Genomic DNA, 24,273 nt, shown 5'->3' with positions numbered 1-24,273 from the left:
GATGACCGCCCGGGGGGAGAAGACGACGGCACCGGCCGGGTCCACCCGGCGGGCCCTCGCCGGCCGGCTGTCCTGGGGACTGGCCGACCAGGCGGCCTCCAGCATGTCCAACTTCGCGGTGGGCATCTACGTGGCCCGCTCGCTGGGCGTGACCGCCTTCGGCGTGTTCAGCCTCGCCTGGGTGACCTACGGCGTGGTGCTCAACGTCTCCCGGGGCCTGGCCACCGACCCGCTCGTGGTGCGCTTCAGCGGTGTGCCGGACGCGTCCTGGCGCGGGGCAGTGGCCCGGTCGTCGGGTGCCGCGCTCAACGTCGGCGCCGCCCTCGGCGCGGCGTGTCTGGTGGTCGGCCTCGGCGTGAGCGGCCGTGTGGGGCCCGCCTTCGCCTGCCTCGGCGTCGTCCTGCCCGGGCTGCTGCTGCAGGACGCGTGGCGGTTCTCGTTCTTCGCCGCCGGCGCCGGGCGGAAGGCGTTCGTCAACGACCTCGTGTGGGGCGTCGCGCTCGTCCCCGCCATGGTGGTGGCGGCCCGCGTGGGCAGCGTGTCCGCCTTCGTGCTCGCCTGGGGCGGATCCGCCGCGGTGGCCGCGGTGTACGGCTGCTTCCAGTCCGGCATCCGGCCCCGGCCGGCCGGAGCGCGCGAGTGGCTTCGCGCGCACCGTGACCTCGGTACCCGGTACCTGGTCGAGAACGTCAGCAACAGCGGCGCGAGCCAGCTGCGGGCGTACGGGCTCGGCGTGATCGTCGGGGTCGGCGCGGTGGGCGTGGTCCGGGGCGCCGAGCTGCTGCTCGGCCCTTTCATGGCCGTGCTGATGGGCCTGTCGCTGGTCACCGTCGCGGAGGCGGCGCGCGTGCTGCGGCGGGCCCCGCACCGCCTCGGCGCGTTCTGCCTCCTGCTGGGCGGCGGGCAGGCCGTCGCCGCGCTGCTCTGGGGCGGCGCGCTGCTGCTGGTGCCGGACCGGCTCGGCGAACTCGTGCTCGGCGGCGTGTGGAGCTCCGCCTCCGAGCTCATCGTCCCGGTCACGCTCGGCGTCGCGGGCGCCGGCCTCGGCACCGGCGCGGCGGCCGGGCTGCGCGCGCTCGGCGCGGCCCGGCGCAGCCTGCGGGCCCAACTGTTCGCCTCCGCCTGCTACGTCGGCGGCGGACTCGGCGGAGCGGCCGTGGCCGGCACGGTCGGCTCGGCCTGGGGCGTCGCCGCGGCGACCCTCTGCGGCTCGGCTCTGTGGTGGCTGCAGCTGCGGTCCGCCCTGCGTGAGCACCACCGGAACACCCTTCGCGAAGTGAGGACGCCATGACTGCGCACCCCCGGCTGAGCATCGGCCTGCCCGTGTACAACGGCGAGGAGTACCTGGCCGAGTCGCTCGACGCCCTGCTCGGCCAGACCTACGAGGACTTCGAGCTGGTCATCTCGGACAACGCCTCGACCGACGGGACCGAGGGCATCTGCCGCAAGTACGCCGCGCAGGACTCCCGCATCCGGTACATCCGGCTGACCCGGAACATCGGCGCCGCACCGAACCACAACTACGTGTTCACCGAGTGCCGCGGCGAGCTGTTCAAGTGGGCCTCGCACGACGACCTGTACGCCCGCGACCTGCTGCGGCGCTGCGTGGAGGCGCTGGACGAGCGGCCCGAGGTGATCCTCGCGCACGCCGACCAGGCAGTCATCGACGAAGACGGGAAGGTGAAGGTCCCGTACGAGTACACGCTCGCCACCGCCTCGCCGTACGCGCCCGAACGCTTCCGGAGCATGCTGTTCGAACCGGGCGGCGACGACTTCTACGGGGTGATGCGGGCCGACGTACTGCGCCGGGTGAAGCCGCACGACAGCTACCACCACGCGGACCGCACGTTCGTCGCCGAGATCGGCCTGCACGGGCCCTTCCACCAGGTGCCGGAGCTGCTGTACTTCCGCCGCGACCACCCCACCCGCGCCGAGCGGGCGAACCCGTCCAAGCGCTCCCGGTGCGTCAACCTGGACCCGCGCCGGGCGGGTCCGCTGCATCCGACGCCGCGGCTGCTGGCCGAGTACGTGTGGGGCTTCGTCTCGGCGATCCGGCGGGCGCCGCTGTCCTCGGCCGAACGCCGCGCGTGCTACCGCCACTTGGCCGCGTGGATGACCAGCCGGGCCCGCCCGGGCGCCGGTGAGCGGGTCGAGGACCGCGCCCCCGTCGACCCGGCCAAGCTCTCCGTCTCGGTCGACGCGCTCGTCGCCGGCCGTGAGGGGCGGCGGGCATGAAGACCGCGCCACGCGTCGGGGTGTTCGGCCTGCTCGGCTCCGGCAACCTCGGCAACGACGGGTCGCTGGAGGCCGTGCTCGGGTACCTGCGCGCCGAGCACCCGGAGGCGGTCGTGGACGCGCTGTGCGGCGGACCCGAGGTCGTCGCGGCCCGGTACGGGATCCCCGCGACGCGGCTGCACTGGTACCGCGGGGAGTACCGGACCGCGTCGCGTGCGGGCGCGGTCGCGGGGAAGGGCCTGGGCAAACTCGTCGACGCCTTCCGCACCGCCGCCTGGGTGCGCCGGCACGACGTGGTGATCGTGCCGGGCATGGGCGTCCTGGAGGCCACGCTGCCGCTGCGGCCGTGGGGCTTTCCGTACTCCCTGTTCCTGCTCTGCGCGTCCGGCCGGCTGACGCGTACCCGGGTCGCGCTGGTCGGTGTCGGCGCGGCCCCGATCGGCAACCGGCCGACCCGGGCCCTGGTGCGCTGGTCGGCGCGGCTGGCCGCGTACCGGTCGTACCGGGACGACCTGTCCCGCGACGCGATGCGGGCGATGGGCGTGGACACCGGGCGCGACGAGGCCTACCCGGACCTCGCGTTCGCCCTGCCGACGCCGCCGACGAGCGCGCCTTCGGGCTCGCCGGGCCCGGTCTGCGTCGGCGTCATGGACTTCCACGGCGGCAACGACGACCGCGCCCGGGCCGACGAGATATACGGGCGCTACCTCGACGGGACGATCCGGTTCGTCCGCGCGCTGGTCGAGGAGGGCAGGCCGGTCCGGCTGCTCACCGGCGACGAGTGCGACGCGCCGGTGGTCGCCGCGATCCTCGACGCGGTGGACTCGCCGCTGGTCACCGCTGCCGAGACGGCCTCGCTGGCCGACCTGATGAACGAGATGGCGGCTGCCGACACCGTGGTGGCGATCCGCTACCACAATCTGATCTGCGCGTTGAAGACGGGGACGCCGACGCTCGCCGTCACCTATGCGACGAAGAGCGACGCGCTCATGGACCGGATGGGCCTCGGCGCGTACTGCCATCCGGCACGCGAGGTCGACGCCGACCGGCTGCTCGAACAGTTCCGGGACCTGGAGAAGCACTCGGCGGAGCTGCGGCAGACCCTCACCGAGCGGAACCAGGTCGCCGCACGGCAACTGAAGCAGCAGTTCACGGCCTTGACCGCGGCCTTGTTCCCAGCGACCGACCACACTCACCCCCTGCGGAAGGCTTCATGAAAGCGACCGAAGTCCCGGAGATCGCCGGCGCGTACCTGTTCGAGCCGACGCCGTACGCCGACGAACGCGGCTTCTTCTGCCGCACCTTCGACGCCGACGTGGTCCGCTCGGTGGGCCTCGACCCGCACGCCTTCGTCCAGGACAGCCTGTCCCGCTCGGTCCGGGGCGTGCTGCGCGGCCTGCACCTGCGCTCCGGCGCCGGCGAGGCCAAGCTGGTGCGGTGCTCGTACGGGAAGATCTTCGACGTCGTCGTGGACCTGCGGCCGGACTCGCCGACCTACCTGGGCCGGGCCTTCTTCGAGCTGTCCGGCGAGACGCAGACGACCCTGTACATCCCGGCGGGGTGCGCACACGGCTTCCAGGCGCTGACCGAAACCGCCGACACCTCGTACCGGATCGACCGCCCGCACGATCCGTCCGAGGACGTGACGATCGCCTTCGACGACCCGGAGCTCGCCATCCCCTGGCCGCTGCCGGTCACATCGATGTCCCAGCGGGACCGGGAGGCACCGAGCCTCACCGAGGTCCTGAAGCAAAGAGAGAACTGAGGTCGGCGTGGACACCGAAATCACAGCGGAGACCGAGGAGTTCACCCTGCCCCGGTCGCGGACGGCGAACGAGCGGCTGCACGCCCTGATCCCCGGGGGCGCGCACACCTACGCCAAGGGCGACGACCAGTACCCCGAGGACCTGGCCCCGGTCATCAGCCACGGCCGCGGTGCCCACGTGTGGGACGTCGACGGCAACCGCTACATCGAGTACGGCTCCGGCCTGCGGTCGGTCAGCCTCGGCCACGCCCACCCGCGCGTGACCGAGGCGGTGCGGCGCGAACTCGAGCGCGGCAGCAACTTCGTCCGGCCGTCCATCGTGGAGCTGGAGGCCGCGGAACGCTTTCTGGCCACGGTGCCGACCGCGGAGATGGTGAAGTTCGCGAAGAACGGCTCCGACGCCACCACCGCCGCGGTGCGCCTCGCCCGCGCCGCCACCGGGCGCCCGCGGGTGGCCATCTGCGCCGACCATCCGTTCTTCTCCGTCGACGACTGGTTCATCGGTACGACGCCGATGTCCGCGGGCATTCCGGCGGCGACCAACGAGCTCACCGTGTCGTTCCCCTACGGGGATCTGGACGCCACGGAGGAGCTGCTCACCCGCCACCAGGACGAGATCGCCTGCCTCATCCTCGAACCCGCCACCCACACCGAGCCGCCGCCCGGGTACCTCGCCGGCCTGCGCGAGCTGGCCGACCGGCACGGCTGCGTGCTGGTCTTCGACGAGATGATCACCGGCTTCCGCTGGTCCGAGGCGGGCGCCCAGGGCCTGTACGGCGTCGTCCCCGACCTCTCCACGTTCGGCAAGGCGCTGGGCAACGGGTTCGCCGTCTCCGCGCTGGCCGGGCGCCGCGAGCTGATGGAGCGGGGCGGGCTGCGTCACTCCGGCGACCGGGTGTTCCTGCTGTCCACGACGCACGGGGCGGAAACGCACTCCCTGGCCGCCGCGATGGCCGTGCAGACCACCTACGTCGAGGAGGGCGTCACCGCGCGGCTGCACACCCTCGGCGAGCGGTTGGCCGCCGGTGTCCGCGACGCCGCGGCGAGCATGGGCGTCGGCGACCACGTCGTCGTCCGGGGCCGGGCCAGCAACCTGGTCTTCGCCACCCTCGACGAGAAGGGGCAGCCGTCGCAGCAGTACCGCACCCTGTTCCTGCGCCGGCTCCTCGCGGGCGGCGTGCTGGCCCCGTCGTTCGTGGTGAGCAGCGCGCTCAGCGACGCCGACATCGAGCACACCGTCGACGTGGTGGCCCAGGCGTGTGCGGTGTACCGGAAGGCACTGGATGCCGCCGACCCCACTCCCTGGCTGGGCGGACGACCGGTGAAGCCTGTGTTCCGCCGCTTGGCGTGACGTGACGTCAGCGGCGCTCCGGTCGACCGGCGCCGGCCATCCGGTCGACCAGCCGGTCGGCCGTGCGGTCGACCAGCCACGCCGTCGCCGGTGTCACCGCCAGCGCGGTGCACCAGCCGCCGAGGACGTCGGTCGGGTAGTGCGCGCTCAGGGCGACCTGGGCCCAGCCCATGGCGGCGCCGGCCACCAGCGCCGCGGCGAGCACGAGTGACGTGCCGGCCGTCCTGCCGAGGCCGAGCCGGCCGGTCGCGAGCAGCGCCACCATGAGGGCGAGCGCGGTGAGGAAGGCGGTGTGGCCGCTCGGATAGGACAGGTTGCCGTAGCCGTGGATGGTCCGTCCCACCAGGGACTTGAGCAGTGTCGTCGTACCCACGGCCAAGACGGCGCCGGCAACGATGAGCACCGCCGCCCGAGGACGTCGAAGCAGCAGGCAGCCCAGCACGGTGGCCAGGATCAGCGTCGCCGCTCCCACGGGTTCCCCCAAGAAGTCGACGGCCAGAGCGACGCGCCGCCACGGCGGCCCCACACTGTCCGCCGTCGGCTGGACGATCCACCTGTCCACCCTGCCGGGCTCGCTGTGGCCGGCGTACAGGACACCGAGCACGACGACCACCAGCGCGGCGAGGGCCGCGATCACCCCGAGCCACGCGCGTAGTGACGGGGGCAGCACCGCGGGCGCCGACCGGCCGACAGCCATGAATCAGCCGCTTCCTTCCTGTTTCCCCTGCAGCAGGCCCTCTTGAAGATTGCCGGCCAGCCTGTCCCTCACCCTAGCCAAGGGCATCGGAATCCGTCTGTGCTTGTTCGGGACGCAGCGCTCGGCCGCTGCCCGGCAGATGCCCCTGGCTCGGTCGACGTGGGTGCGCAGCGCGGCGCGATCAGTACGTGAGTGCGTCCTCGGCAGTGCCGAAGAAGCTGGTGACCTGGCCGTCGTTGACCGTGACGGGGCCGCCGTCGATCGGCACCGTCGCGGGGCTCTCGGAAGAGGTGAGCGCAATCTCCACCTTGTCGGCGCTCTTGCCCCCCGCGGTGTCGGCGCGCGAGAACATGATCCCGGCGTAGGCGCTCTCGCCGGCCTTGAGAATCCAGTCCTTGCCGGCGGGTCCCATGTGCTCGGAGGCGCCGTCGAGCCCCGGAATGGTGATCACCAGCTCGTTCGCCGGCAGCAGGCAGGGGTCGCTGCCCTTGTTGGTCGCCTTCAGCAGGACATGGTTGACGGGCTTGGACGCGACGGTGACGTTGTAGCTCAGGTCGGTCGTCTCGCACATGCCCACACCTCCGTCCTGACCGTCGTCGGACGCGGGCTGCGACGACGGGGTGCTGCCCTGGCTGTCGGAGGAGTTCCCACTGTCGCCGCCACCGTCGTCGGAGCCGGCCGTCGAGGGCGCGTCGGTGCCCGTGTCCGCACCCGCGGCGGACGAGCTCGCTGCCGCGCTGGGCGTGGCAGTCGCGTCCTTGTCGGCGTCGCCGTTGCATGCGCTCAGTGCCAGGACGCCCAGCGAGACAGCGGCGAGTACGGCGGTGGTACGGCGTGAACGAGCTGTGTAAGCCATGAGAAGCCCCCCGTGATCGGAATGTCCCGGTGATCATGCCTCACGGGAGCGACGTCTGCGCCCGCGCGCACCAAGAGGGAGCCGTCTGCGAACACGTTTGTGACACTGTGACAGCGGCAATGGTGCGGCACGCTGCCCCGGGCCTTGTACCTGGCGTAGAGGGCAGCGAAGCCGTCGGCGTTGAAGTCAGGGATTGATCGTGTCCCGGGTCTGGGCGTAGACCGTCGCGTCGAGGAACAGGTCGGTGTGACTGAGACAGGCGGTCTTGGTGTTCGTCGCGCCGGACAGGGGGACGGAACTGTCCGGGTTGATCACCGCGTCACAGGGTGACCACCAGGTCGCATAACGCGGTGAACCAGGCGTCTCGTCACCGGAGTTGAGGGCAGTCAGGAAGCTGGAGCCGATGCGCATCTCGGTGCAGGAGGTGTCGAAGCAGCTGTTGGCGCTGTCGGTCCCGTGGTTCGGGCCGCCCAGTGACACCCAGGCGTCGACCTTGGAGGTCCCTCCGAGGTTTTTCAGGTAATAGCGCGAGGAGAGCCCTCCCATGGAGTGGCTGACGATGTCGACCTTGGTGGCGCCGGTGGCCGCGAGCAGTCGGTCGACCTCGGTCGACAGTTGCTGGGCTGTCGTGGTGTTCGACTGTCGCCAGTCGTAGGACCACTGGTCGAGGTGCGTGGACGGCCAGCCGTCGGCTCTGAATCGGTTGGCCATGGTGTTCCAGTTGCTCGCGTCGCCGGTGTAGCCGTGCACGAACAGGATGGGGTTGCCGGCCGAGCTGAAGGTGGAGTTCGACGCCGCCTGGGCGGGGACTGAGGCCTGCACGGCGAGAAGGGCGCCGGCCACGGCGACGGCGGCGGTCATGCGGGGTCTCTTCACGAAGGACTCTCAAGGTGGGGTTCGGGACAGCGCTCGATGGCGTGTTCTGAGGGGCCGCGTGGGCCATGTCCCGGGTCACGGGAGCTCTGCCTGCGGGCGTGCGGGGGCGTGCCGAGGGGGCGGTTCGCCGCGGCGGCATGGGGAGGACACCGGGGTGTCGTTGAGGGTGGCGTGAGCGTACTGACCAGTAGGTATGAGCGGTCAAGAGGTGTGCGGCGAGTTTTTCGCCCGGACGCTCGCGCCCCGTCGCGGTGACGCTGCGGGGCTGCGCCGACTGCGGCTTCGGCCCCAGGCGAGTGCCGTCTCTATCCGGTCATTCCCCTGCCGCTCGGTGGACATGGAATTCCTTGAATGGAACGCTCCCTACAGAGCGCGGACGGTTCACGGACGCCTGTGGCGGCAACCCCGTCGTGCAGGCGCCGTTGGCACTCCGCCGTCCTCTGCTCAGGCCCGCTTCGCCGCTCCGGCGCCACACCACCGGGCGCACGGCCGCGTTCTTCCACGAGCCGCATCTCGCACCACCAGGAAGTCCTCGTATCAGCCCGAGTTCTTCTCCCCTTCTCGTATCAGCCGAGCCCTTCCCCGCTTCTCGCATCAGCCGAGCCCTTCCCCCGGTCTCGCATCTGCCGAGTCCTCCCCTTCCTCACCGAGAGGAGTTCACCTGATGCACTTCCGAACCAGCCCGGCGGCCCTGCCCCTCGTCCTCGCCACGGCGGCAGCACTCGCCACCCCCACCGCCAGGGCCGCGGCACCCCCCGTCACCGGACCGACCGAGTTCATCGTGGACACCACGGCCGACGCGGTCGATGCCGATCCGTCGGACGGCCTGTGCCGCACCGCGTCGGGCGTCTGCACCCTGCGCGCCGCGGTGATGGCCGCCAACTCCCGCCCGGGCAGCACCATCACACTGCCTCCGGGCCACTACAGGCTGACCATTCCACCCGATCCCCGCCTGATCATCGGAGACCACCCCGACCCGACCACGGGCGACCTGAACGTCGACGCGCCCACCACGATCCGTGGCTCGGGCGCACGCACCACCGTCGTCGACGCCGACCGTCTGGACCGCGTCTTCCGCATGCGGGCGGACACGGACCTGTCGAACCTGACGATCACCGGCGGCGTCACCAAGCAGCGCGAACTACCCATCACCGACACCGGTGGCGGCGGCATCGCCAACGGACACCGCATGACGCTGAGACGAGTCGCCGTGACCGGGAACTCCGCGGGCTACGGCGGTGGCATCTTCAACGTCCCCGACTCGCACCTGGATCTGATCGAGAGCACCGTCAGCGGGAACGTGGCGGGAGAGGCCGGAGGCATCAGGTTCGACGACACCGGCAGCATCACCAACTCGACGGTCGCCGACAACCATGTGACGAACCCGGGCGACCGCCCCGGCAGCCTCGCCGGTTACGGCGGCGGGATCGACATCCGCGGACTGGGAACCGTGGAGATCCTCAACTCGACCATCACCGGCAACAGTTCCAGCGACGGCGGAGGCGGAATCAACATCGCCCCCGCCTACCTCGACAGCCTGCCCTCCCCGATCCCCGACGTCGTGGATCTGCCGCTGGGGCGGCTGACGTTGCGCAACTCCGTCGTCGCCGGCAACACCGTCGACGGCAAGGCCGGCGACTGCAAGAGGGCCTTCGCCGCCATCGCCTCGGAAGGCCACAACATCGACGGTGACGGAAGTTGCCGACTCACCGCCTCGGGCGACCTGCCCAGCCGTCCACCGCTGATCGGCCCCCTCGCCGACAACGGCGGCCCCACGGACACCGCCGCGCTGCTGCCGGGAAGCCCCGCCCTGGACGCGGCGGTCGACTGTCCGGCCACCGATCAGCGCGGTGTCGCCCGCCCCCAGGGCGCGGCCTGCGACATCGGCGCCTACGAGCAGACGCCGTGACCACGCCGCTCGCACCGCATGAGGAGACGCGACGCGCACCGGCATCAGGAGATGCGAGGAGATCGCCGAGCCTGCGCAACACCCTGGCCCGAACCATGACCGTGCTCGTGGCCCTACTGCTGTCCTCCCTCACCACTCCCCCGCCCACGGCCCGGGCCGACGTCACTCACGAACCCCTCGTCGTGCGCACCGACCACGGCTGGGTGCGCGGCGCGGCCCACCGCGACGGCGGCCGGGGCTTCCAGGGCATCCCCTTCGCCGCCCCGCCGACGGGCGGGCTGCGCTGGCGGCCCCCACGGCCGGCCGAGCGCTGGTCCGGCGTACGCGACGCCACCGAGCCGGCCGACCCGTGCCCCCAGCTGCCGCTGACGCTGCTGCCCGACGGCGGCCCCGTCCTGCCCGGTGAGTCCAACCGCACCGGCAGCACAACGGAGGACTGCCTGTACCTCAATGTGTGGACGCCGGCCCGCACCGGCGGCCGGCCCCTGCCGGTGCTGGTGTGGCTGCACGGCGGCGGCAACGCCTACGGCGCGGGCAGCGACTACGACGGCTCGGCGCTGGCCGCGCGCGGCGTGGTCGTGGTGACCGTGAACTACCGCCTCGGAGCACTGGGGTTCCTCGCCCACCCCGCCCTGTCGTCGGAGAGCCAGGACCGCGCCTCCGGCGACTACGGCCTGATGGATCAGCAGGCCGCGCTGCGCTGGGTCCGTCACAACATCGGCGCCTTCGGCGGCGACCGCGACCGGGTGACCCTCGCCGGCCAGTCCGCCGGGTCGGTGGACACCTGCGCCCATATCGCCTCCCCGACCGCGAAGGGCCTGTTCCAGCGGGCGATCCAGCAGAGCGGGAGCTGCGCCTCGGACGGCGGTCTGACACCGCTCACGCTCGGCGCGGCCGAGCAGAGGGGAGCCGGCTTCGCGGCCTCGGTGGGCTGCGCGGACCCCGCGACCGCGGCGACCTGTCTGCGGGCCCTGCCCACCCCCGAGCTCCTGCGCGGCACCGGGACCGGGCCGGCCTCCTTGTGGGGCCCGAACACCGGGCCACGCATCCTCCCGCGTGCTCCGCACCAGGCGTGGTCCGAGGGACGAGTGAACGCCGTTCCGACCCTGGCCGGCAACACCCATGACGAGTACCGGTACTTCACCGCCCTGTACATGGACCTGCTCGGCGGCGGCCCCCTCACCGCCGCGTCGTACGCCGCCCTGATCGCGCTCCAGCACGGCGACCGCGCTGCGGCGGTCCTGGCGACGTATCCGGCCGCGGCGTACCCGTCCCCCAACCTGGCCTACTCCGCCGTCAACACCGACCAGCGGTTCGCCTGCCCCGCACGGGCCGACAGCGGCCTGTACGGCACCCGGGTGCCCGTCTACGCATACGAGTTCCACGACCCGCAGGCACCACCGTTCATCCCGGCACCGCACACACCACAGGGCGCGTTCCACGCCTCGGAACTGGCCTATCTCTTTCCCCTGGACTCCCTGCGCCTGACGCCCGCCCAACGCCGGCTGTCCGCCACGATGACGGCCTACTGGGCCCGGTTCGCCGCCACTGGTGACCCGAACATGCCCGGTGTCCCCGCCTGGCCTCGCTACACGGCGGAACGGGACCGCATTCAGGTGCTGGCGCCCGACCGGGTCGCACCCACAGCCGGGTTCGCGACCGACCACCACTGCGCGTTCTGGCTCCCCTCCCCCGCTTCTCGGGGAGCCGTGCGATGACACCGGCACACCTGCGGCCGTCATTCCCCGTCCGTGACGCCACGTGACAGGGCGCCCTCGCCGGAGGCTTCGCGTCCCAGGACCTTGTGGTGATCCGCAAGCGCCAGAAGGGCGACGCGCAAGGGGCCGGTCTCCAGGACGGCGCCCGGTTCGAACCAGCGGGCCACGGCGGTGCCGCTCGCCATTCTGAGTGTGAAGCGGGCCAGTTCCTCCGCGACTTCCGGCCGGTCGTCCAGCCCGAAGACGGCGCTCAGCGCATCCTGCGCCCAGGCCACCAGCGCGTCGCGGTAGTGGTGCACCTCGGCCACCGCCGCCGCGCTGGCGTCCTGCTGCACCATGCCCAGCCCCAGCAGCAGCTTCAGCCCGTGCGGATGGCGCTGGAAGGCGTCCTCGACCTGCGCGAGGAAGGCGTCCAGCCGCTGTGCGACGCCGGCGCCCGCCACCTCGGCCGGGGGCAGGGCCGCGAGCAGCACAGTCCTGGCGCGCTCCAGCACCGCGACGTAGATTCCGTCCTTGCTGCCGAAGTGCCAGTAGATCGAGCTGGGCGGCAGTCCGCACTCGGCCGAGATCATGGAGATGGACGTGGCGGCAAAGCCGTACCGCGACATCAGTCCGCCGGCGGTGTCGAGAATCGCATCACGCGACCGCGCGCCGCGGTCCTGGGCCGGTGCCTGCGTCATGCAGCCGACTGTAGGCGAGAAGCCGGTGTCCGCTCAGCCTGGCGCAGCTTTTCCGATCTCGCACCCCCGCCTCGGGCCACAACGGCGCGAAGCGGGTGTGTGCTTCGCGCCGCCCTTGGTCGGTGATTCTTCGGTTGCCGCCCGTTACTGCGGTCGGTCGACGACGACCGCGTCGATGTGGTCGATGTACGGCCGTGCGTACCGGCTGACCGGCACGATCTGATTGATCGGCTTGTCGATCCTGCTCGGGCAGGTGGGGTCCCACGTGCCGCAGGCCGTTTCGAGCACGAGGTCGGTGCTGGCCGCCGTGAGGCCTTCGTCGTCCACGAACCTCACGACCAGCGTCTTGCGGCAGGCCACGTACCACAGGTGGTTCTGCACGGTGGCGTTGCCGATGAGGCGGGAAGTCGCCCTGTCCCATTGCACGTTCGCGGTGTAGGAGCATGCCGCGGTGTACTCGCTCTCCGTGCTCGCGTGCAGCACCGGGTCGCTCACGGCGGCCGATGCCGGCGTCGGCGCCCAGATCGCTGCTGCGGCAGCCGTGGCGACGGCGGCCGTCGCGATCCTCCGCGTACCTCGGTTGTTCAACACATCTTCCTCCTCCTGTCGCAGCCGAACTCCGCTGTCAGTGCTGTGTTCGGCGCCTCGACCCCCCGGCCGAGGCGGACCCACTGTCGGCTGCCCAGGAGCCCGGGGACACGGGGCCCGTGTCCCGGCCTGACGGGCGCTCCGCCTTCGGGACATGGGCGGACGTCCGGGCACGAAGCCCGACGGGAGCGGGACTCCTGCCCCATGCGCTGCCGCGCCCGGGCGGCGCAGTGTCCCTGCTGCAACGACAGCGAGGGGCAAGGGGGCGACATGTCGTTTCTGATCAGGGCGGCGATCCGTGGCGGAGCAGGAGTCGCGCGCCGCGTATGGGGGCCGACGGCCGGTGATTTGGTCGAGCGGTTGGATCTGGCGAACCGTCACGCGGCGGCGGTGGAACGGCACGAGATGTCTCAACAGGTGGCCTCGGGCGCGGTCGACACCGACGCGGATAACACCGGCACGGACACCGATGACGGCGGATGGTTCGACAGCGTCGTCGAGTGGTTCCTCGGTGAGTGACGGCGCCGCGTATCAGCCGGATCGGCGCAAGGAGGGGACAACCCGCGTGGAACGGCTGGCTGTTGGGCGGTGACGGCAGGAAGATGGGGGCGTGGCCGTGCGCGGGATCGTGTGGTCGGTGGTGCTGTCCGGCACGGTGGCGGTCGCGTTCGCCATCTGGGTGATGACGTTGCCCGACGGCCTGCCTGAGCCGGAGGGGGGCAACGCCGGCGAAATCGGCCTGGGTGTTGCGGTGTTGACCTGGTCCGTCACCGGTGCTGCCGTGGCGTCGTTGCGCCCACGCAATGCGCTCGGGTGGCTGTTCCTCGCCCTCGGCACGGTGGGCAGCTGGCAGATCGGGCTGGCCGCGTACGGCGGCTACGGGGTTTTCGTCGCCGGCGCGGACTGGCCCGGCGCTGCGGCGGCCGTCGCAGTGGCCAGCGGGGCGCACTACCTCGTGGTGTTCTCCCTGCCCACGATCGTCATGGCCCTGTACCCACTGGGCCGACTGGAACGGAAATGGCTCCGCTGGCCCGTCGCCACGGCGGCGACCGCCATCGCCGTACTGACGCTGGCCGCTCCCTTCGACGCCGAGGCGTACGACGACATCGTGCCCGCGGGGACGCCACCGGTCTCTTTGACGCCGTTTGTGACCGGCATGGTGAACGGGGTCTGTCTGGTGGTGATCGGGCTGTGTTCCCTGGTCCTCGTCGGACACACACTGGCCCGGCTCGTCCGTTCCGAGCCGCCTGAACGACAGCAGCTCGCGTGGATGACGTGCGTCCTGGGACTCCTGCTGATATGCCAGTTCTTCGCCGGGCCCGTGGTGCGAGCATGTCTCATCGGCTTGGTACCGGTCGCGGTGGCCGTCGGCATCCTGCGTTACCGGATGCTGGGCATCGAAGCCGTCATGCGCCGAGGACTCGTCTACGGAGCGCTCACGGTGGTCGTCATCGCCGTCTATCTGCTGGCCACCGTTGGCGTGGGGGCGGTGTGGAGTCGTGGCCCGCTGCCCGGAGTCCTGGCGGCCGGCGTGGTGGCGATCGGGCTCACGCCCGCGCGGGAGCGTCTGCAGCGGGCCGTGGACTGGTGGATCTACGGTGGGCGGCGCGATCCGCTCCGGGCGTTGGCCGGTCTCGGAGACCGAGTGGCCGACGCCGACGACCACGATCTCCTCCCCGTCGCGCTCGAGGCCGTCCGGCAAGCACTCCGTGCCCCGGGCGTCTCGGTCATCGGGGCCGAGGGCAACGTGCTCGCGGCCGTGGGCGCCGCGGCGGCGCCCGGCTCCACGGTCCAACTGCGGGTCGCCGGGCGGACCTTGGGCAGCATGACGGTTGCGGAGCGGACACCCGGTGAGCGCTTCGGCAGCGATGACAGACGCCTGCTGACGGCGCTGGCCCACCAGGTCGGCGTGGTCGTCCGTGCGCGGCAGTTGACCGACGACGTCGCCCGCGAACGCGACCGGGTCGTCGAGGCCACCCGCACCGAACGCGATCGTCTGCGCAGGGATCTGCACGACGGACTGGGCCCGTCGCTGGCCGGCATCGGCCTGGGTCTGCAGGCCGCGGCGGACGGACTGGCGAGAGGCGAGGCAGACTCCGCGGCCCAGTTGGTGGACCGGACCCGCGAGGCGGTGGCCGGCGCTGTCGCGGAGATCCGGCGCATCATCGACGGCTTGCGCCCGGCGGCCCTGGACCGTTTCGGGCTGGTGGAGGCTGTGGTGCGGCATGCCCGTTCTCTGGCGCCCGCGGTGACGGTCGAGGTTCGTGCTCGCGGGCTGCCCCTGCTGTCGCCCGAGGTGGAGGGCGCGGCCTACCGCATCATCGGCGAGGCTCTCACGAATGTCGCCCGGCATTCCGGCGCCCGCAACGCCGGCATCGTCCTGACCGCGGACGCGCACGCGCTCCGCATCGCCGTGGCCGACGACGGACAAGGCATCCCACCCGACGCGTCCCCCGGCGTGGGGCTGGCCTCGATGCACCGCCGCGCCCGGGCCATGGGCGGCTCTCTCGTGATCACCCCCGCGGCCTGCGGCACCCTCGTCTCCGCCACCCTGCCTCTGGAGCCCCACCGATGAGTACGGACAAGCCCGTGCGCGTGGTCTTCGCCGACGACCATCCCATGTTCCGCTTCGGCCTGCGTGCCGCTCTGGAGAGCGCCGACGGCATCGAGATCGTCGGCGAGGCGAACGACGGCAGCGAACTGCTCGCCGTGGTGGCACGGACCGAGCCCGACGTGGTGCTCACCGACCTCGCCATGCCGAACCTCGACGGCACCGCGGCCATCAGACAACTCCAGGCCGATCATGGCCGTACGGCCGTACTCGTACTGACGATGCACGAGGACGACGAGGCCCTGGTCGGAGCACTGCGAGCGGGCGCCCGCGGCTATCTCCTCAAGGGCGCCGACCGTACCGAGATCGTGCGCGCGGTGCTGGCCGTGGCCTCCGGCAGCGCCGTCTACGGCGAAGCCGTGGCCCGCCGCATCAGCGCCTTCTTCACCCAGCCGCAGAGCCGGCACGCGGCGCGGGTCTTCCCCGACCTGACCGATCGGGAGCGGGAAATCCTCGGGTTCGTCGCCGAAGGACACAGCAACCATGCCATCGCCCGACGCCTCTTCCTCGCCGAGAAGACCGTCCGCAACCATGTGTCGACCATCATGAACAAACTCGGCACCGCCAACCGCGCAGCAACCGTCGCCCGCGCCCGCGACGCCGGTCTGGCGAGTCAGGGCCCGGTGGACGACCCGGACGACAGCGCCCGCGCGAACGACTGACCCGTGCGCACGATGTCCGGCTTCACGGGTCCAGGGGCAGTTCGACAACCACGGCGTGCCCCCTCCCGTCACGGACGATCCGGAAGCTGCCACCGAGTTCCTCGGCGCGGCGGCGCATGGACACCAGCCCTACGCTGCCCTCACGCACCTGTGCCCTGGGCAGGGCGCTGCCGTCGTCGAGGACCTCGAGTTTCAGCACCTCGCCGACCGACACACAGATCCGACAGTGCGTGGCCCTGGCGTGCTTGACCACATTGGTGAGGGCCTCGTCCACGATCCGCAATGCCGCGGTCTCGACCCGTTCCGGCAGTACGGGAACATCGTCGGGTGCCTCCACGGTGATCTGCGGACGTCCGTCAGTCGCCTGGGTGAGGCTCAACGCCCGTCTCGGAACGGGACTCGGGCCGGTGGTCGCAGGGGCAGGCCGACGATCTCATCGGCCGTAGCCGCCGAGCTCGGGCAGTTCCCCGGTGGCGGCTACGCCAGCCAGAGTGAGTTGCGCCGATGACGTGCCGGCGGTACGTCCACGGTGTCCGCGGCATCGAGTGCGAGTTCGCCGGTGTTGGTGTTCACCACCCTCAGAAGAATCCCTGCTTGGGTTCGTAGCCGCTGTCGCGCGCGGCGTTCCTCCACCGCGGACCACTCGGCGACGGAGCGGTCCCACTGGTGCCGAGCGAACGAGTAGACGTCCACCGTGCGGCGGACCAGGCGAGGTTGGGGCCTTCTGGACTCTCGTGCCGCGTCGGTGAAGCTGCGTGCGCTGTACCTGAGGTCGTAGAGAACCACGGAACGCCAGGGCTTTCCCGGGGAGCAGCTGTGGACGCTCCGGCTGTGTGAAGGGCGAAGGTGGTGGGCGGTGCGTGTCACGGGACTCCGTTCGCGGCAACCGCCAGGTATCTCCTGGCGGGCTACCTGAAGCCCGTCGACCCTGTCGAACGTTTGTTTTCCATGCGGGTCACCCTATCCCTCCTCTTGCGTGGACGGGCTTGTCGCGTGGGGTGTGGTGAAGTGGGGATCATGACGACGAGTGACGCGATCGTGGTGCCGGAGCTGTACTCCGGCTACCCAGGGGTGGCTTTCGGCGGCTACGTCGCCGGCGTGCTGGCGGAGAGGGCCGGGGCGCAGACGGTACGGGTGGACTTCCGTGGGCCGGTGCCCGTCGGGGCCCCCGTGCGGATCGCCGAAACGGCGGGCGGGGGCGTGGAGTTGGGCGAGGCTGAGCAGCCCCTCGCCGCGGCGCGCCCCGCCGAGTTGCCGCTCGACCCGCCGGCCGCTCCCACCTGGGACGAGGCGGCCGCCGCGGCCGAGCGGTTCCGGGCGGCGCCGCCGTCGGGTGTGGTCGACTGCTTCGGCTGCGGACTGCGCACTCCCGATCGCGGTCTGCGTGTGTACTGCGCCCCGGTGCCGGATGCCGGCCTCGTGGCCTCCGCCTGGTTCCCGTCCCGCGCTTTCGCCGACCCGGACGGTCTGCTCCCACCCCGGCTGGTCTGGGGCGCTTTGGACTGCCCGGGGCACTGGGCGGGCCGCTTCCTCGGCACCCAGCGCCCGGGCGCGGTCACCGCGTCCCTCACGGGCACGATTCTGCGGCCGGTCGCCACGGGTGAGCCGTACATCTCGTACGCGTGGCTGCTGTCGGAATCCGGCCGCAAACACATGATGGGCGTGGCACTCGCCACGGCCGAGGGCGAAGTGTGCGCCGTCTCCGAGGCGTTGTGGATCGATCCCAGAGCTGCCTCCTGAATCAAGGCCGCCGCTGGGCCTCATGCGCGCACGGTCGCCTCGTACGCCAACGACTCCACCTCGAAATGCAAAACTCATCACGCCGCTGAGCGCCCCGGTGGCGTTACGCGGAACACCGTCAGCGTCATCACCGGGGCCGACCCCGCGGCCGCCGGCCGCACCTGGCGCGTACTGGATGTAGGGCAGACCTCCACCCTGGCCGCTGTACGCACGACGTTGCTGGATCAGAACACGCAGTCCAGCACAAGCACTTCAGTCAGCGCCACACGGCCCTTGGCCAGTGGGACGGGATGTGACCGGAGGGCGGGGTGTGAGCCGGTGGCCTCCTCGATGAACCCGCCACCCACGCCCCACCCGGGCGCGGGGCCTACTCCAACAGGGTCCAAGTCGCTGCCCAGCTTGACGCCAGAGCCGCCAGGACTCCGCCCGACGTCACAGCCACCGTCCAGCACTACGCCATGTTGTTGGCGACCTGAATCAAGCCCCAGGCACGGCGCCTGGAGTACGGCTTCGTCGGCGCCGACGGCCTAGGCCGGATCTACAACCAACCGCCCTATCCACACGTCGGGCCAGCCGTGGAGGAAATCCGACCCCTGTGAATCACGGCGCTGGGCGACACCATCGACGGCGACTCCCGACTTGCCGTCTCAGACGCCAGCACAACCAGCCGACCCAGCGCCGATGAAGAGGAGGAGTGCCTGTCTCAGGCAGAGAACTGTCCCTCGCGGTGCAAAAGACGCTCGCCACAGGTACCGGCCGAAGCTGCGGCTACGGCACTGGAGTCGGCTCAACGACCGCGTGGGCGGGCCAGCAGTTCGCCGACGTGTTGCCGGACGATCTCCCAGGCCGTGGCGTGCAGTGTGCCGACGGTCGAACCGCGCAGCGTGTCGATCGCCTCGTCGGTGCCTGTGTCGCAGGGGACGCTGTCGTTGAGCACGTCATAGCCGTCACGCACGGCGACGTGCAGGCGGTCGGTTCCGTCGGTGTCGGAGTGAAGGGCGGCCGCGACGACGAGGGGCGGCGCGCCGCCCGCTTCCGCGGCCAGCTTGCGGTAGCTGCTGGCGACCGGGTCACGCCAGTGCAGGCTGAGCAACAGGTGCTGCTTGGCGAGGAGTTCGGCGAGGTCGGTCTCCACGGCCCTGTCGTACTGCAGCACCGTCGCGCGGGCGCCCAGCACCAGGGCGGCGGGCAGCAGGCAGCGCAGTGTGCTGCCGACGATGTTGCCGCCGACGGTGGCGGTACGGCGTACCGCGCCGGTGCCCACGTTGGCGGCGGCCTGCTGGAGGACCTCGGGCACGCGGCCGTCGATCCGGTTCAGCACCACGGCCGCGCCCAGCGTCCCGTGCCCGATCACGTTGGCTTCCGGCACGTTGCGCAGTGACATCGCCTGCTCGGGGAACCCGTCCCGTTGCCAGCCGGCCCACACGAGCGTCGCCCCGCCGACGGGCACCGCTCCCTCACGTATGCATTCCTGCGCTTCGGACACGGACTCGGGCAGACGCAACAGCACGGGCGGACCTGCTTTCTCGACGAGTTGGTGCTCAGTGCTCGACGTCTCGGCCACCCGACCGAGACATGGCGCATTTTCACCCACCCCTATGGAGGCGCACACAGGGCTCACTGATGCACGGCGCACGCCCCTGCCCGGTCGAGCCGAGCACCGGAGCCGTGCTGGGCAGCACGGCCGTAGGCGTGGGGTTCCGGTCGGTTCAGGGGTAGCCGGGGAAGGGCTGCACGCCCGTCAGGACCGCACCGGCGCCGTCGTACACGCTCTCCTGGAGGAAGGCGTGCTGCGGCACCACCGAGGCGTCCCGCAGGTAGCGCTGCATGGGGTCGCCGTCCTCGATGGCGGGGATGCCCGCGAGTTGGTACGCGACCCGCACCACCTCGAAGGAGGTCCTGGCGACGTGCGCGGAGGCGAGCCTGAGCAGACTCGCCTGTTCGGCGGTCGCGGAGCCTCCCCGTTCGACCGTCGACCAGACCTCTTCGGTGATCTCGTAGAAGAAGGCGCGGACGGACCGGAGTTGGGCCTCGGTCTGGCCGAGGGCGATGCGGTAGGTGGCGCGTTCGGCGGGCTTGGGGGCGCCGGTGTAGCCGGAGCGGCCGCCCTGGGCGATGACGTGGTCGAGGGCGGCTCGAGCGATTCCGAGGCCGACGACGGCCAGGACCTGGGCGGCGTACGGGACGCTCGGGTACCGGTAGAGCGGCTCGTCCACGGTGGGCGCGCCACCCCGCACGAACGTCCACTCCTGCGGTACGACCGCCCCGTTGACCACCAGGTCATGGCTGCCGGTGCCGCGCAGACCGATGACGTCCCAGTTCTCGGCGATCTCCACCTGGTCGGGCCGCAGTACGGCCGTGAGGGGCCGGCCGGCCCGGTCCTCGCCCGCCTTGATGCCGACGCCGAGGACGTCGGCGCCCTTGCAGCCGCTGGCGAACCTCCACCTCCCCGAGACGCGGTAGCCGCCGTCCAGGCGTTCGGCCGGCTGGACGGGGAACAGGCCGCCCGCGAAGACCACGTCGGGTCCGGCGGCGTAGAGCTCGGCCTGTGTGGCGAGTGGCAACGCCGCGAGATAGATGAGGGATGAGGCGAAGCTGGCTACCCAACCGGCCGAGCCGTCGACGACCGATATCCGCTCGATGACACGGAGGAATTCCGCCGGGGGCAGCGCCTCGCCGCCGAATTGCTTCGGGGTGCTCGCGCGATAGATGCCCGCCTTCTTGAACGCGGCGACGACATCGCGCGGTATGTACCGCTTCTCCTCGAACTCGGCCCGCCGCTGCGCCACCAGGGCGAGTACCCGGTCCAGTTCCGACGGCGTCTGCGTCATGAGGTCCCTCTCGCCTTGCCGGGCGGTTCCTTCCCCGCCTCGCCATCGCACCAAGTGTCCCAACTACGGTCGGGCGTGCGGGAATCACTGGCCTGGATCGGACGGCGTCCGCCGTCAGGCAGCCCAAGTCAGCGTTCGGCGTGGTGGACCTCTGTTCCGGCGTCGATGTGGACCAGCGCGGCGTAGGAGTTGACGCGATCGGGGACAACTCCCGCCTCGGCCCTGACCGTTCGTCCGGTACGGCCGTGGACGACGAACGGCCGTCGTCGAGTTTGGCCAAGGGTGCGCCGCCCGACGCGATCGCCCAGACGGCACCGTCCGGCACCTCCTTCACCCACAGGTCACGCCCGTCGGTCACGGCGACACCGGCCAGCGAGTAGTCCTCGTCCGGCTCCTCTCGGAAGCCCAGGACGGCGTGGCCGGATCCGCCGGCCTTCCAGAAGCCGGCATGCTGCCACAGCAGGCGGGGCTCCTGGTCCAGGGAGACGGCGAAGGTGCCCGTCGGGTAGCCGTCCTCCGTCCAGGTGACGCTCACCCCGCCGTCCCCGTGCGGATCGGCGGTGCACCGGCCATGCTCACCGTCCGTGCCCAGGCTGTACACCGTCACGCCGGACGCGTGCGAGAGCCAGGCCGCACGCCCGTACAGAGCGATGGTGGGCCGGGACCCGTCCCGGCCTCCAGCACGGAAGTGAGCCGGGCTGTCGGCGAAGAGCCGCCGCGGGCAGGCCGGTGGACGATCGAATACCCGGGCCGCGGTTTCGGCTTGTGGCGGAAGTCGACAGAGGAACACGGGAACAGAAAAGCGTCCTCCCTCTCGCGCCTTTGTTATGCGGGGGCGCTCTGCGTGTTTCGTAGCGGTGCGGTGTGCGGTGCGCGACCATACGGACGCCGACACATCACCAACATCGGCATTCTGCGTGGAAACACCGAGACAGAAAGAAGGACGTACGTGTCCGGCAGCGAAAGCGAAAACCCAGCAATCGCCTCTCCGACCCCCACGTCGACTCGGCCCAAGACAAACCGGGACTGGTGGCCGAATCAGCTGGACCTTCAGATTCTCCACCAGCACTCGTCCCGCTCGAATCCGATGGACGAGGACTTCGACTACGCGAGAGAGTTCGCGACCCTCGACCTCGACGCGCTGAAGCGGGACGTCTTCGAGGTGATGACGGCGTCGCAGGACTGGTGGCCTGCCGACTACGGCCACTACGGGCCGCTGTTCATCCGGATGAGCTGGCACGCCGCGGGCACGTACCGGGTCGCCGACGGCCGCGGCGGTGGCGGCAGCGGCGCTCAGCGCTTCGCCCCCCTCAACAGCTGGCCGGACAACGCGAGCCTGGACAAGGCGCGCCGTTTGCTGTGGCCGGTCAAGCAGAAGTACGGCCAGAAAATCTCCTGGGCCGACCTTCTGGTCTTCGCCGGCAACTGTGCCATGGAATCAATGGGGTTCAAGACGTTCGGGTTCGGCTTCGGGCGAGAGGACATCTGGGAACCCGAGGAAATCTTCTGGGGGCCGGAGGACACCTGGCTCGGAGATGAGCGCTACAGCGGCGACAGGGAACTCGCCACTCCCTTCGGCGCCGTGCAGATGGGACTGATCTACGTCAATCCGGAGGGGCCCAACGGCAACCCGGACCCGATGGCCGCCGCGCGGGACATTCGCGAGACATTCGGGCGCATGGCGATGAACGACGAGGAGACGGTCGCGCTCATCGTCGGCGGCCACACATTCGGCAAGTGCCACGGCGCCGTCGATCCCGCGTACATCGGTCCGGAACCCGAGGCCGCCCCCATCGAGCAGCAGGGCATCGGCTGGCGGAACACCTACGGCAGCGGCAAGGGCGCCGACACGCTCACCAGTGGGCTCGAGGGCGCATGGACCACCGAACCGACCAGGTGGGACAACGGGTACCTGGACAACCTGTACCGGTACGACTGGGAGCTGACGACGAGCCCCGCCGGCGCCAAACAGTGGACGCCCACGGATCCGTCGGCCAAGGACACGGTGCCCGATGCCCATGATCCGTCGAAGCGGCACGCTCCCATGATGCTCACGACGGATCTCGCGCTGAAGCTGGATCCGGTCTACGGCCCGATCACGAAGAGCTTCCACGAGAACCCGGACCGGCTCGCGGAAGCGTTCGCCAAGGCGTGGTACAAGCTGTTGCACCGCGACATGGGACCCGTCACGCGCTACCTCGGCCCGTGGGTGCCCGAGCCGCAGCTGTGGCAGGACCCCGTCCCCGAGGCCGATCACGAACTCGTCGGGGACGCGGACATCGCCGCCCTCAAGAGCCGGATCGTCGCCTCGGGACTGTCCGTCTCCCAGCTGGTCACCACCGCCTGGGCGTCGGCGGCGAGCTTCCGCGGCACCGACAAGCGCGGCGGGGCCAACGGGGCACGGATCCGGCTCGCGCCGCAAAGGGACTGGGAGGTCAACCACCTGCCCGAGGTGGCCGAGGCGTTGCAGAAGCTGGAGCAGATCCAGCAGGACTTCAACCTCTCCCATGCCGGCGGAACGCAGGTCTCGCTCGCCGACCTGATCGTCCTGGGCGGATGCGCGGCCGTCGAGCAAGCCGCGAAGAACGCCGGGTACGACATCACGGTCCCGTTCGCGCCGGGGCGCACGGACGCGTCGCAGGAGCAGACCGACGTGGAGTCGTTCGCCGTGCTCGAACCCAGGGCCGACGGCTTCCGCAACTACCTGCGGGCGGGAGAGAAGCTGTCGCCGGAGACCCTCCTGCTGGACCGCGCCAACCTGTTGACGCTGACCGCTCCCGAGATGACGGTGCTGATCGGCGGCATGCGAGTGCTGAACACCGGCTTCAAGGGATCCGCCCACGGGGTCTTCACGCACCGGCCGGAGACATTGACCACCGACTTCTTCGTCAACCTGCTCGACATGGGCACGGAGTGGAAGGCGTCGACTTCGGACGAGAACGTCTTCGAAGGCCGGGATCGTGCCACGGGCGAGCTCAAGTGGAGCGCCACCGCGGTCGACCTCATCTTCGGTTCGCACTCCCAGCTCCGAGCCGTCTCGGAAGTCTACGCGTCCCAGGACGCGGGAGAGAAGTTCGTACGTGACTTCGTGGCCGCGTGGAACAAGGTGATGAACCTCGATCGGTTCGACCTCTCCTGAACCCGATGCCCCGGTCGGGACGGTGCCGCGGATCGCTCACAGGCCCCGCGGCACTCCCCCGGTGGGCACGCGCCCTCACCCACGGCACGCGTGCCCGCCGCCCAGGGCGCCCTCTGGCGCCGCCCGTCAGCTCTCCTGGAGCACGGCGAGCACGTTCCCGGCGGGGTCGGTGAACCACGCGATCGCCGCAGGGCCGCCGTTGCCGACCCGGACGATGCCCTTCTCGTCGTGGTCGAATCCGGGATAGCGCTCAAGGTCCACGCCGCGCCGCTCCAGTTCGCCGACGGCGGCCTCGATGTCGTCCACGGGGAAGTTGAGGATCGTGAACGTCGCGGGGGTGTGCGTCTCCTTCGGGTAGACGAACACACGCGCACCGCTGCCGAGGGTGAGGGTCAGCATCCGCATGTCCCCCTGCCCCTGCTCCTCCACCTGGAGACCGAGGGTCTCACCGTAGAACCGGCGGGCCTTGTCGAGGTCGTCGACCGCGAAGCCACTGAACGCCTGCGACTGTCCGAACATGCCGTGTGTCTCCTTCACGGGTGAGCCGTCCCAAGCTCTCAGGGCACACCACACGCACCGGCGTCGAACGCACGCCACGCGGGCCACGACCGGATG

Annotated in this window: 23 protein-coding genes; 13 read left to right on the top strand and 10 right to left on the bottom strand. The window is 71.0% G+C overall.

Going from position 1 to position 24,273, the window contains the following annotated elements; genetic code table 11:
• The first annotated feature begins 1 nt into the window (after nucleotide 1).
• Genes ACZ7L6_RS08500 through ACZ7L6_RS08480 form a run of 5 tightly spaced genes read left to right on the top strand, consistent with a single transcriptional unit; the run spans nucleotide 2 to nucleotide 5,351 of the window.
• Nucleotides 2–1,291 carry a hypothetical protein gene (locus ACZ7L6_RS08500; protein ID WP_471921799.1) on the top strand — a complete coding sequence of 430 codons (1,290 nt, stop codon included), beginning with the start codon at nucleotides 2–4 and terminating at the stop codon, nucleotides 1,289–1,291.
• A complete protein-coding gene (locus ACZ7L6_RS08495; protein ID WP_471921227.1) occupies nucleotides 1,288–2,235 on the top strand; it encodes a glycosyltransferase family 2 protein in 948 nt (315 codons plus the stop codon). Before ACZ7L6_RS08500 ends, ACZ7L6_RS08495 begins: the two co-directional genes overlap by 4 nt.
• Nucleotides 2,232–3,452, top strand: a complete 1,221-nt coding sequence (locus tag ACZ7L6_RS08490; RefSeq protein ID WP_471921226.1) for a polysaccharide pyruvyl transferase family protein — start codon at nucleotides 2,232–2,234, stop codon at nucleotides 3,450–3,452. The genes ACZ7L6_RS08495 and ACZ7L6_RS08490 overlap by 4 nt, the downstream gene beginning before the upstream one ends.
• Nucleotides 3,449–4,000, top strand: a complete 552-nt coding sequence (gene rfbC / locus ACZ7L6_RS08485; RefSeq protein WP_471921225.1) for a dTDP-4-dehydrorhamnose 3,5-epimerase — start codon at nucleotides 3,449–3,451, stop codon at nucleotides 3,998–4,000. Before ACZ7L6_RS08490 ends, rfbC begins: the two co-directional genes overlap by 4 nt.
• A 7-nt stretch (nucleotides 4,001–4,007) precedes the next feature.
• On the top strand, nucleotides 4,008–5,351 hold the full coding sequence (locus ACZ7L6_RS08480; RefSeq protein WP_471921224.1) for a glutamate-1-semialdehyde 2,1-aminomutase: 1,344 nt from the start codon (nucleotides 4,008–4,010) through the stop codon (nucleotides 5,349–5,351).
• A gap of 7 nt (nucleotides 5,352–5,358) precedes the next feature.
• Here the strand turns inward: ACZ7L6_RS08480 and ACZ7L6_RS08475 are convergent, their stop codons facing one another.
• The 3 genes from ACZ7L6_RS08475 to ACZ7L6_RS08465 all read right to left on the bottom strand — a co-directional run bounded on the left by ACZ7L6_RS08475 (nucleotide 5,359) and on the right by ACZ7L6_RS08465 (nucleotide 7,765).
• Nucleotides 5,359–6,048 carry a phosphatase PAP2 family protein gene (locus ACZ7L6_RS08475; RefSeq protein ID WP_471921223.1) on the bottom strand — a complete coding sequence of 230 codons (690 nt, stop codon included), beginning with the start codon at nucleotides 6,046–6,048 and terminating at the stop codon, nucleotides 5,359–5,361.
• Between the two features lie 181 nt (nucleotides 6,049–6,229).
• Nucleotides 6,230–6,904, bottom strand: coding sequence for a DUF4232 domain-containing protein (locus ACZ7L6_RS08470; protein WP_471921222.1), 675 nt, complete (start codon nucleotides 6,902–6,904; stop codon nucleotides 6,230–6,232).
• 186 nt (nucleotides 6,905–7,090) lie between these two features.
• Nucleotides 7,091–7,765 (bottom strand): esterase/lipase family protein, encoded by a 675-nt coding sequence (locus ACZ7L6_RS08465; RefSeq protein ID WP_471921221.1) that lies wholly within the window; start codon nucleotides 7,763–7,765, stop codon nucleotides 7,091–7,093.
• Nucleotides 7,766–8,444: 679 nt separating this feature from the next.
• Here ACZ7L6_RS08465 and ACZ7L6_RS08460 point away from each other — a divergent pair.
• Together ACZ7L6_RS08460 and ACZ7L6_RS08455 are read left to right on the top strand one after the other, a co-directional pair.
• The gene (locus ACZ7L6_RS08460; protein WP_471921220.1) at nucleotides 8,445–9,689 is read left to right on the top strand and encodes a choice-of-anchor Q domain-containing protein; all 1,245 of its coding nucleotides are present in this window, start codon (nucleotides 8,445–8,447) and stop codon (nucleotides 9,687–9,689) included.
• A 95-nt stretch (nucleotides 9,690–9,784) separates the two neighbouring features.
• Nucleotides 9,785–11,407 (top strand): carboxylesterase/lipase family protein, encoded by a 1,623-nt coding sequence (locus ACZ7L6_RS08455; RefSeq protein ID WP_471921219.1) that lies wholly within the window; start codon nucleotides 9,785–9,787, stop codon nucleotides 11,405–11,407.
• A gap of 20 nt (nucleotides 11,408–11,427) precedes the next feature.
• Here ACZ7L6_RS08455 and ACZ7L6_RS08450 read toward each other — a convergent pair whose 3' ends face one another.
• Together ACZ7L6_RS08450 and ACZ7L6_RS08445 are read right to left on the bottom strand one after the other, a co-directional pair.
• Entirely contained in the window at nucleotides 11,428–12,087 is a 660-nt protein-coding gene (locus ACZ7L6_RS08450; protein ID WP_471921218.1) for a TetR/AcrR family transcriptional regulator, read from the bottom strand.
• Nucleotides 12,088–12,231: 144 nt separating this feature from the next.
• Complete coding sequence (locus ACZ7L6_RS08445; protein ID WP_471921217.1) at nucleotides 12,232–12,678, bottom strand: hypothetical protein; 447 nt, start codon at nucleotides 12,676–12,678, stop codon at nucleotides 12,232–12,234.
• A gap of 267 nt (nucleotides 12,679–12,945) precedes the next feature.
• Here ACZ7L6_RS08445 and ACZ7L6_RS08440 point away from each other — a divergent pair, with 267 nt between their 5' ends.
• From ACZ7L6_RS08440 to ACZ7L6_RS08430, 3 genes are all read left to right on the top strand, one after another.
• Nucleotides 12,946–13,194, top strand: coding sequence for a hypothetical protein (locus ACZ7L6_RS08440; protein ID WP_471921216.1), 249 nt, complete (start codon nucleotides 12,946–12,948; stop codon nucleotides 13,192–13,194).
• 91 nt (nucleotides 13,195–13,285) lie between these two features.
• The gene (locus tag ACZ7L6_RS08435) at nucleotides 13,286–15,250 is read left to right on the top strand and encodes a sensor histidine kinase (protein ID WP_471921215.1); all 1,965 of its coding nucleotides are present in this window, start codon (nucleotides 13,286–13,288) and stop codon (nucleotides 15,248–15,250) included.
• Complete coding sequence (locus ACZ7L6_RS08430) at nucleotides 15,247–15,948, top strand: response regulator (RefSeq protein ID WP_471921214.1); 702 nt, start codon at nucleotides 15,247–15,249, stop codon at nucleotides 15,946–15,948. Before ACZ7L6_RS08435 ends, ACZ7L6_RS08430 begins: the two co-directional genes overlap by 4 nt.
• Before the next feature lie 22 nt (nucleotides 15,949–15,970).
• Here ACZ7L6_RS08430 and ACZ7L6_RS08425 read toward each other — a convergent pair whose 3' ends face one another.
• The gene (locus tag ACZ7L6_RS08425) at nucleotides 15,971–16,327 is read right to left on the bottom strand and encodes a sensor histidine kinase (RefSeq protein WP_471921213.1); all 357 of its coding nucleotides are present in this window, start codon (nucleotides 16,325–16,327) and stop codon (nucleotides 15,971–15,973) included.
• A gap of 98 nt (nucleotides 16,328–16,425) precedes the next feature.
• A complete protein-coding gene (locus ACZ7L6_RS08420; RefSeq protein WP_471921212.1) occupies nucleotides 16,426–16,734 on the bottom strand; it encodes a hypothetical protein in 309 nt (102 codons plus the stop codon).
• A gap of 231 nt (nucleotides 16,735–16,965) precedes the next feature.
• Between ACZ7L6_RS08420 and ACZ7L6_RS08415 the strand changes: the two genes are divergently transcribed.
• Nucleotides 16,966–17,688, top strand: coding sequence for a hypothetical protein (locus tag ACZ7L6_RS08415; protein WP_471921211.1), 723 nt, complete (start codon nucleotides 16,966–16,968; stop codon nucleotides 17,686–17,688).
• A 787-nt stretch (nucleotides 17,689–18,475) separates the two neighbouring features.
• On the opposite strand, the gene ACZ7L6_RS08410 is transcribed toward ACZ7L6_RS08415, so the two are convergent.
• Together ACZ7L6_RS08410 and ACZ7L6_RS08405 are read right to left on the bottom strand one after the other, a co-directional pair.
• Nucleotides 18,476–19,198: an FAD binding domain-containing protein gene (locus tag ACZ7L6_RS08410; protein ID WP_471921210.1), complete on the bottom strand. Its 723-nt coding sequence runs from the start codon at nucleotides 19,196–19,198 to the stop codon at nucleotides 18,476–18,478.
• Nucleotides 19,199–19,397: 199 nt separating this feature from the next.
• Nucleotides 19,398–20,519, bottom strand: a complete 1,122-nt coding sequence (locus ACZ7L6_RS08405; protein ID WP_471921209.1) for an acyl-CoA dehydrogenase family protein — start codon at nucleotides 20,517–20,519, stop codon at nucleotides 19,398–19,400.
• A 143-nt stretch (nucleotides 20,520–20,662) separates the two neighbouring features.
• Between ACZ7L6_RS08405 and ACZ7L6_RS08400 the strand changes: the two genes are divergently transcribed.
• Together ACZ7L6_RS08400 and katG are read left to right on the top strand one after the other, a co-directional pair.
• On the top strand, nucleotides 20,663–20,899 hold the full coding sequence (locus ACZ7L6_RS08400) for a hypothetical protein (RefSeq protein WP_471921208.1): 237 nt from the start codon (nucleotides 20,663–20,665) through the stop codon (nucleotides 20,897–20,899).
• A gap of 569 nt (nucleotides 20,900–21,468) precedes the next feature.
• Nucleotides 21,469–23,658 carry a catalase/peroxidase HPI gene (gene katG / locus ACZ7L6_RS08395; RefSeq protein WP_471921207.1) on the top strand — a complete coding sequence of 730 codons (2,190 nt, stop codon included), beginning with the start codon at nucleotides 21,469–21,471 and terminating at the stop codon, nucleotides 23,656–23,658.
• 126 nt (nucleotides 23,659–23,784) lie between these two features.
• Here the strand turns inward: katG and ACZ7L6_RS08390 are convergent, their stop codons facing one another.
• A complete protein-coding gene (locus ACZ7L6_RS08390) occupies nucleotides 23,785–24,177 on the bottom strand; it encodes a VOC family protein (protein ID WP_471921206.1) in 393 nt (130 codons plus the stop codon).
• Between the last annotated feature and the right edge of the window lie 96 nt (nucleotides 24,178–24,273).

The sequence above is a fragment of the Streptomyces sp. NPDC107522 genome (assembly GCF_055657525.1).
The sequence above is the reverse complement of the archived record's forward strand: the minus strand, read 5'-3'. Positions and strand labels throughout refer to the sequence as shown.

Excerpts from the sequence above, each read along its gene's own strand:
- ACZ7L6_RS08490 (WP_471921226.1), top strand. The coding sequence starts at position 2,232 with ATGAAGACCGCGCCACGCGTCGGGGTGTTCGGCCTGCTCGGCTCCGGC.
- ACZ7L6_RS08455 (WP_471921219.1), top strand. The coding sequence starts at position 9,785 with ATGACCGTGCTCGTGGCCCTACTGCTGTCCTCCCTCACCACTCCCCCG.
- ACZ7L6_RS08495 (WP_471921227.1), top strand. The coding sequence starts at position 1,288 with ATGACTGCGCACCCCCGGCTGAGCATCGGCCTGCCCGTGTACAACGGC.
- ACZ7L6_RS08390 (WP_471921206.1), bottom strand. The coding sequence starts at position 24,177 with ATGTTCGGACAGTCGCAGGCGTTCAGTGGCTTCGCGGTCGACGACCTC.
- ACZ7L6_RS08500 (WP_471921799.1), top strand. The coding sequence starts at position 2 with ATGACCGCCCGGGGGGAGAAGACGACGGCACCGGCCGGGTCCACCCGG.
- ACZ7L6_RS08470 (WP_471921222.1), bottom strand. The coding sequence starts at position 6,904 with ATGGCTTACACAGCTCGTTCACGCCGTACCACCGCCGTACTCGCCGCT.
- ACZ7L6_RS08440 (WP_471921216.1), top strand. The coding sequence starts at position 12,946 with ATGTCGTTTCTGATCAGGGCGGCGATCCGTGGCGGAGCAGGAGTCGCG.
- rfbC (WP_471921225.1), top strand. The coding sequence starts at position 3,449 with ATGAAAGCGACCGAAGTCCCGGAGATCGCCGGCGCGTACCTGTTCGAG.
- ACZ7L6_RS08430 (WP_471921214.1), top strand. The coding sequence starts at position 15,247 with ATGAGTACGGACAAGCCCGTGCGCGTGGTCTTCGCCGACGACCATCCC.
- ACZ7L6_RS08475 (WP_471921223.1), bottom strand. The coding sequence starts at position 6,048 with ATGGCTGTCGGCCGGTCGGCGCCCGCGGTGCTGCCCCCGTCACTACGC.
- ACZ7L6_RS08405 (WP_471921209.1), bottom strand. The coding sequence starts at position 20,519 with ATGACGCAGACGCCGTCGGAACTGGACCGGGTACTCGCCCTGGTGGCG.
- ACZ7L6_RS08450 (WP_471921218.1), bottom strand. The coding sequence starts at position 12,087 with ATGACGCAGGCACCGGCCCAGGACCGCGGCGCGCGGTCGCGTGATGCG.
- ACZ7L6_RS08415 (WP_471921211.1), top strand. The coding sequence starts at position 16,966 with ATGACGACGAGTGACGCGATCGTGGTGCCGGAGCTGTACTCCGGCTAC.
- ACZ7L6_RS08460 (WP_471921220.1), top strand. The coding sequence starts at position 8,445 with ATGCACTTCCGAACCAGCCCGGCGGCCCTGCCCCTCGTCCTCGCCACG.
- ACZ7L6_RS08465 (WP_471921221.1), bottom strand. The coding sequence starts at position 7,765 with ATGACCGCCGCCGTCGCCGTGGCCGGCGCCCTTCTCGCCGTGCAGGCC.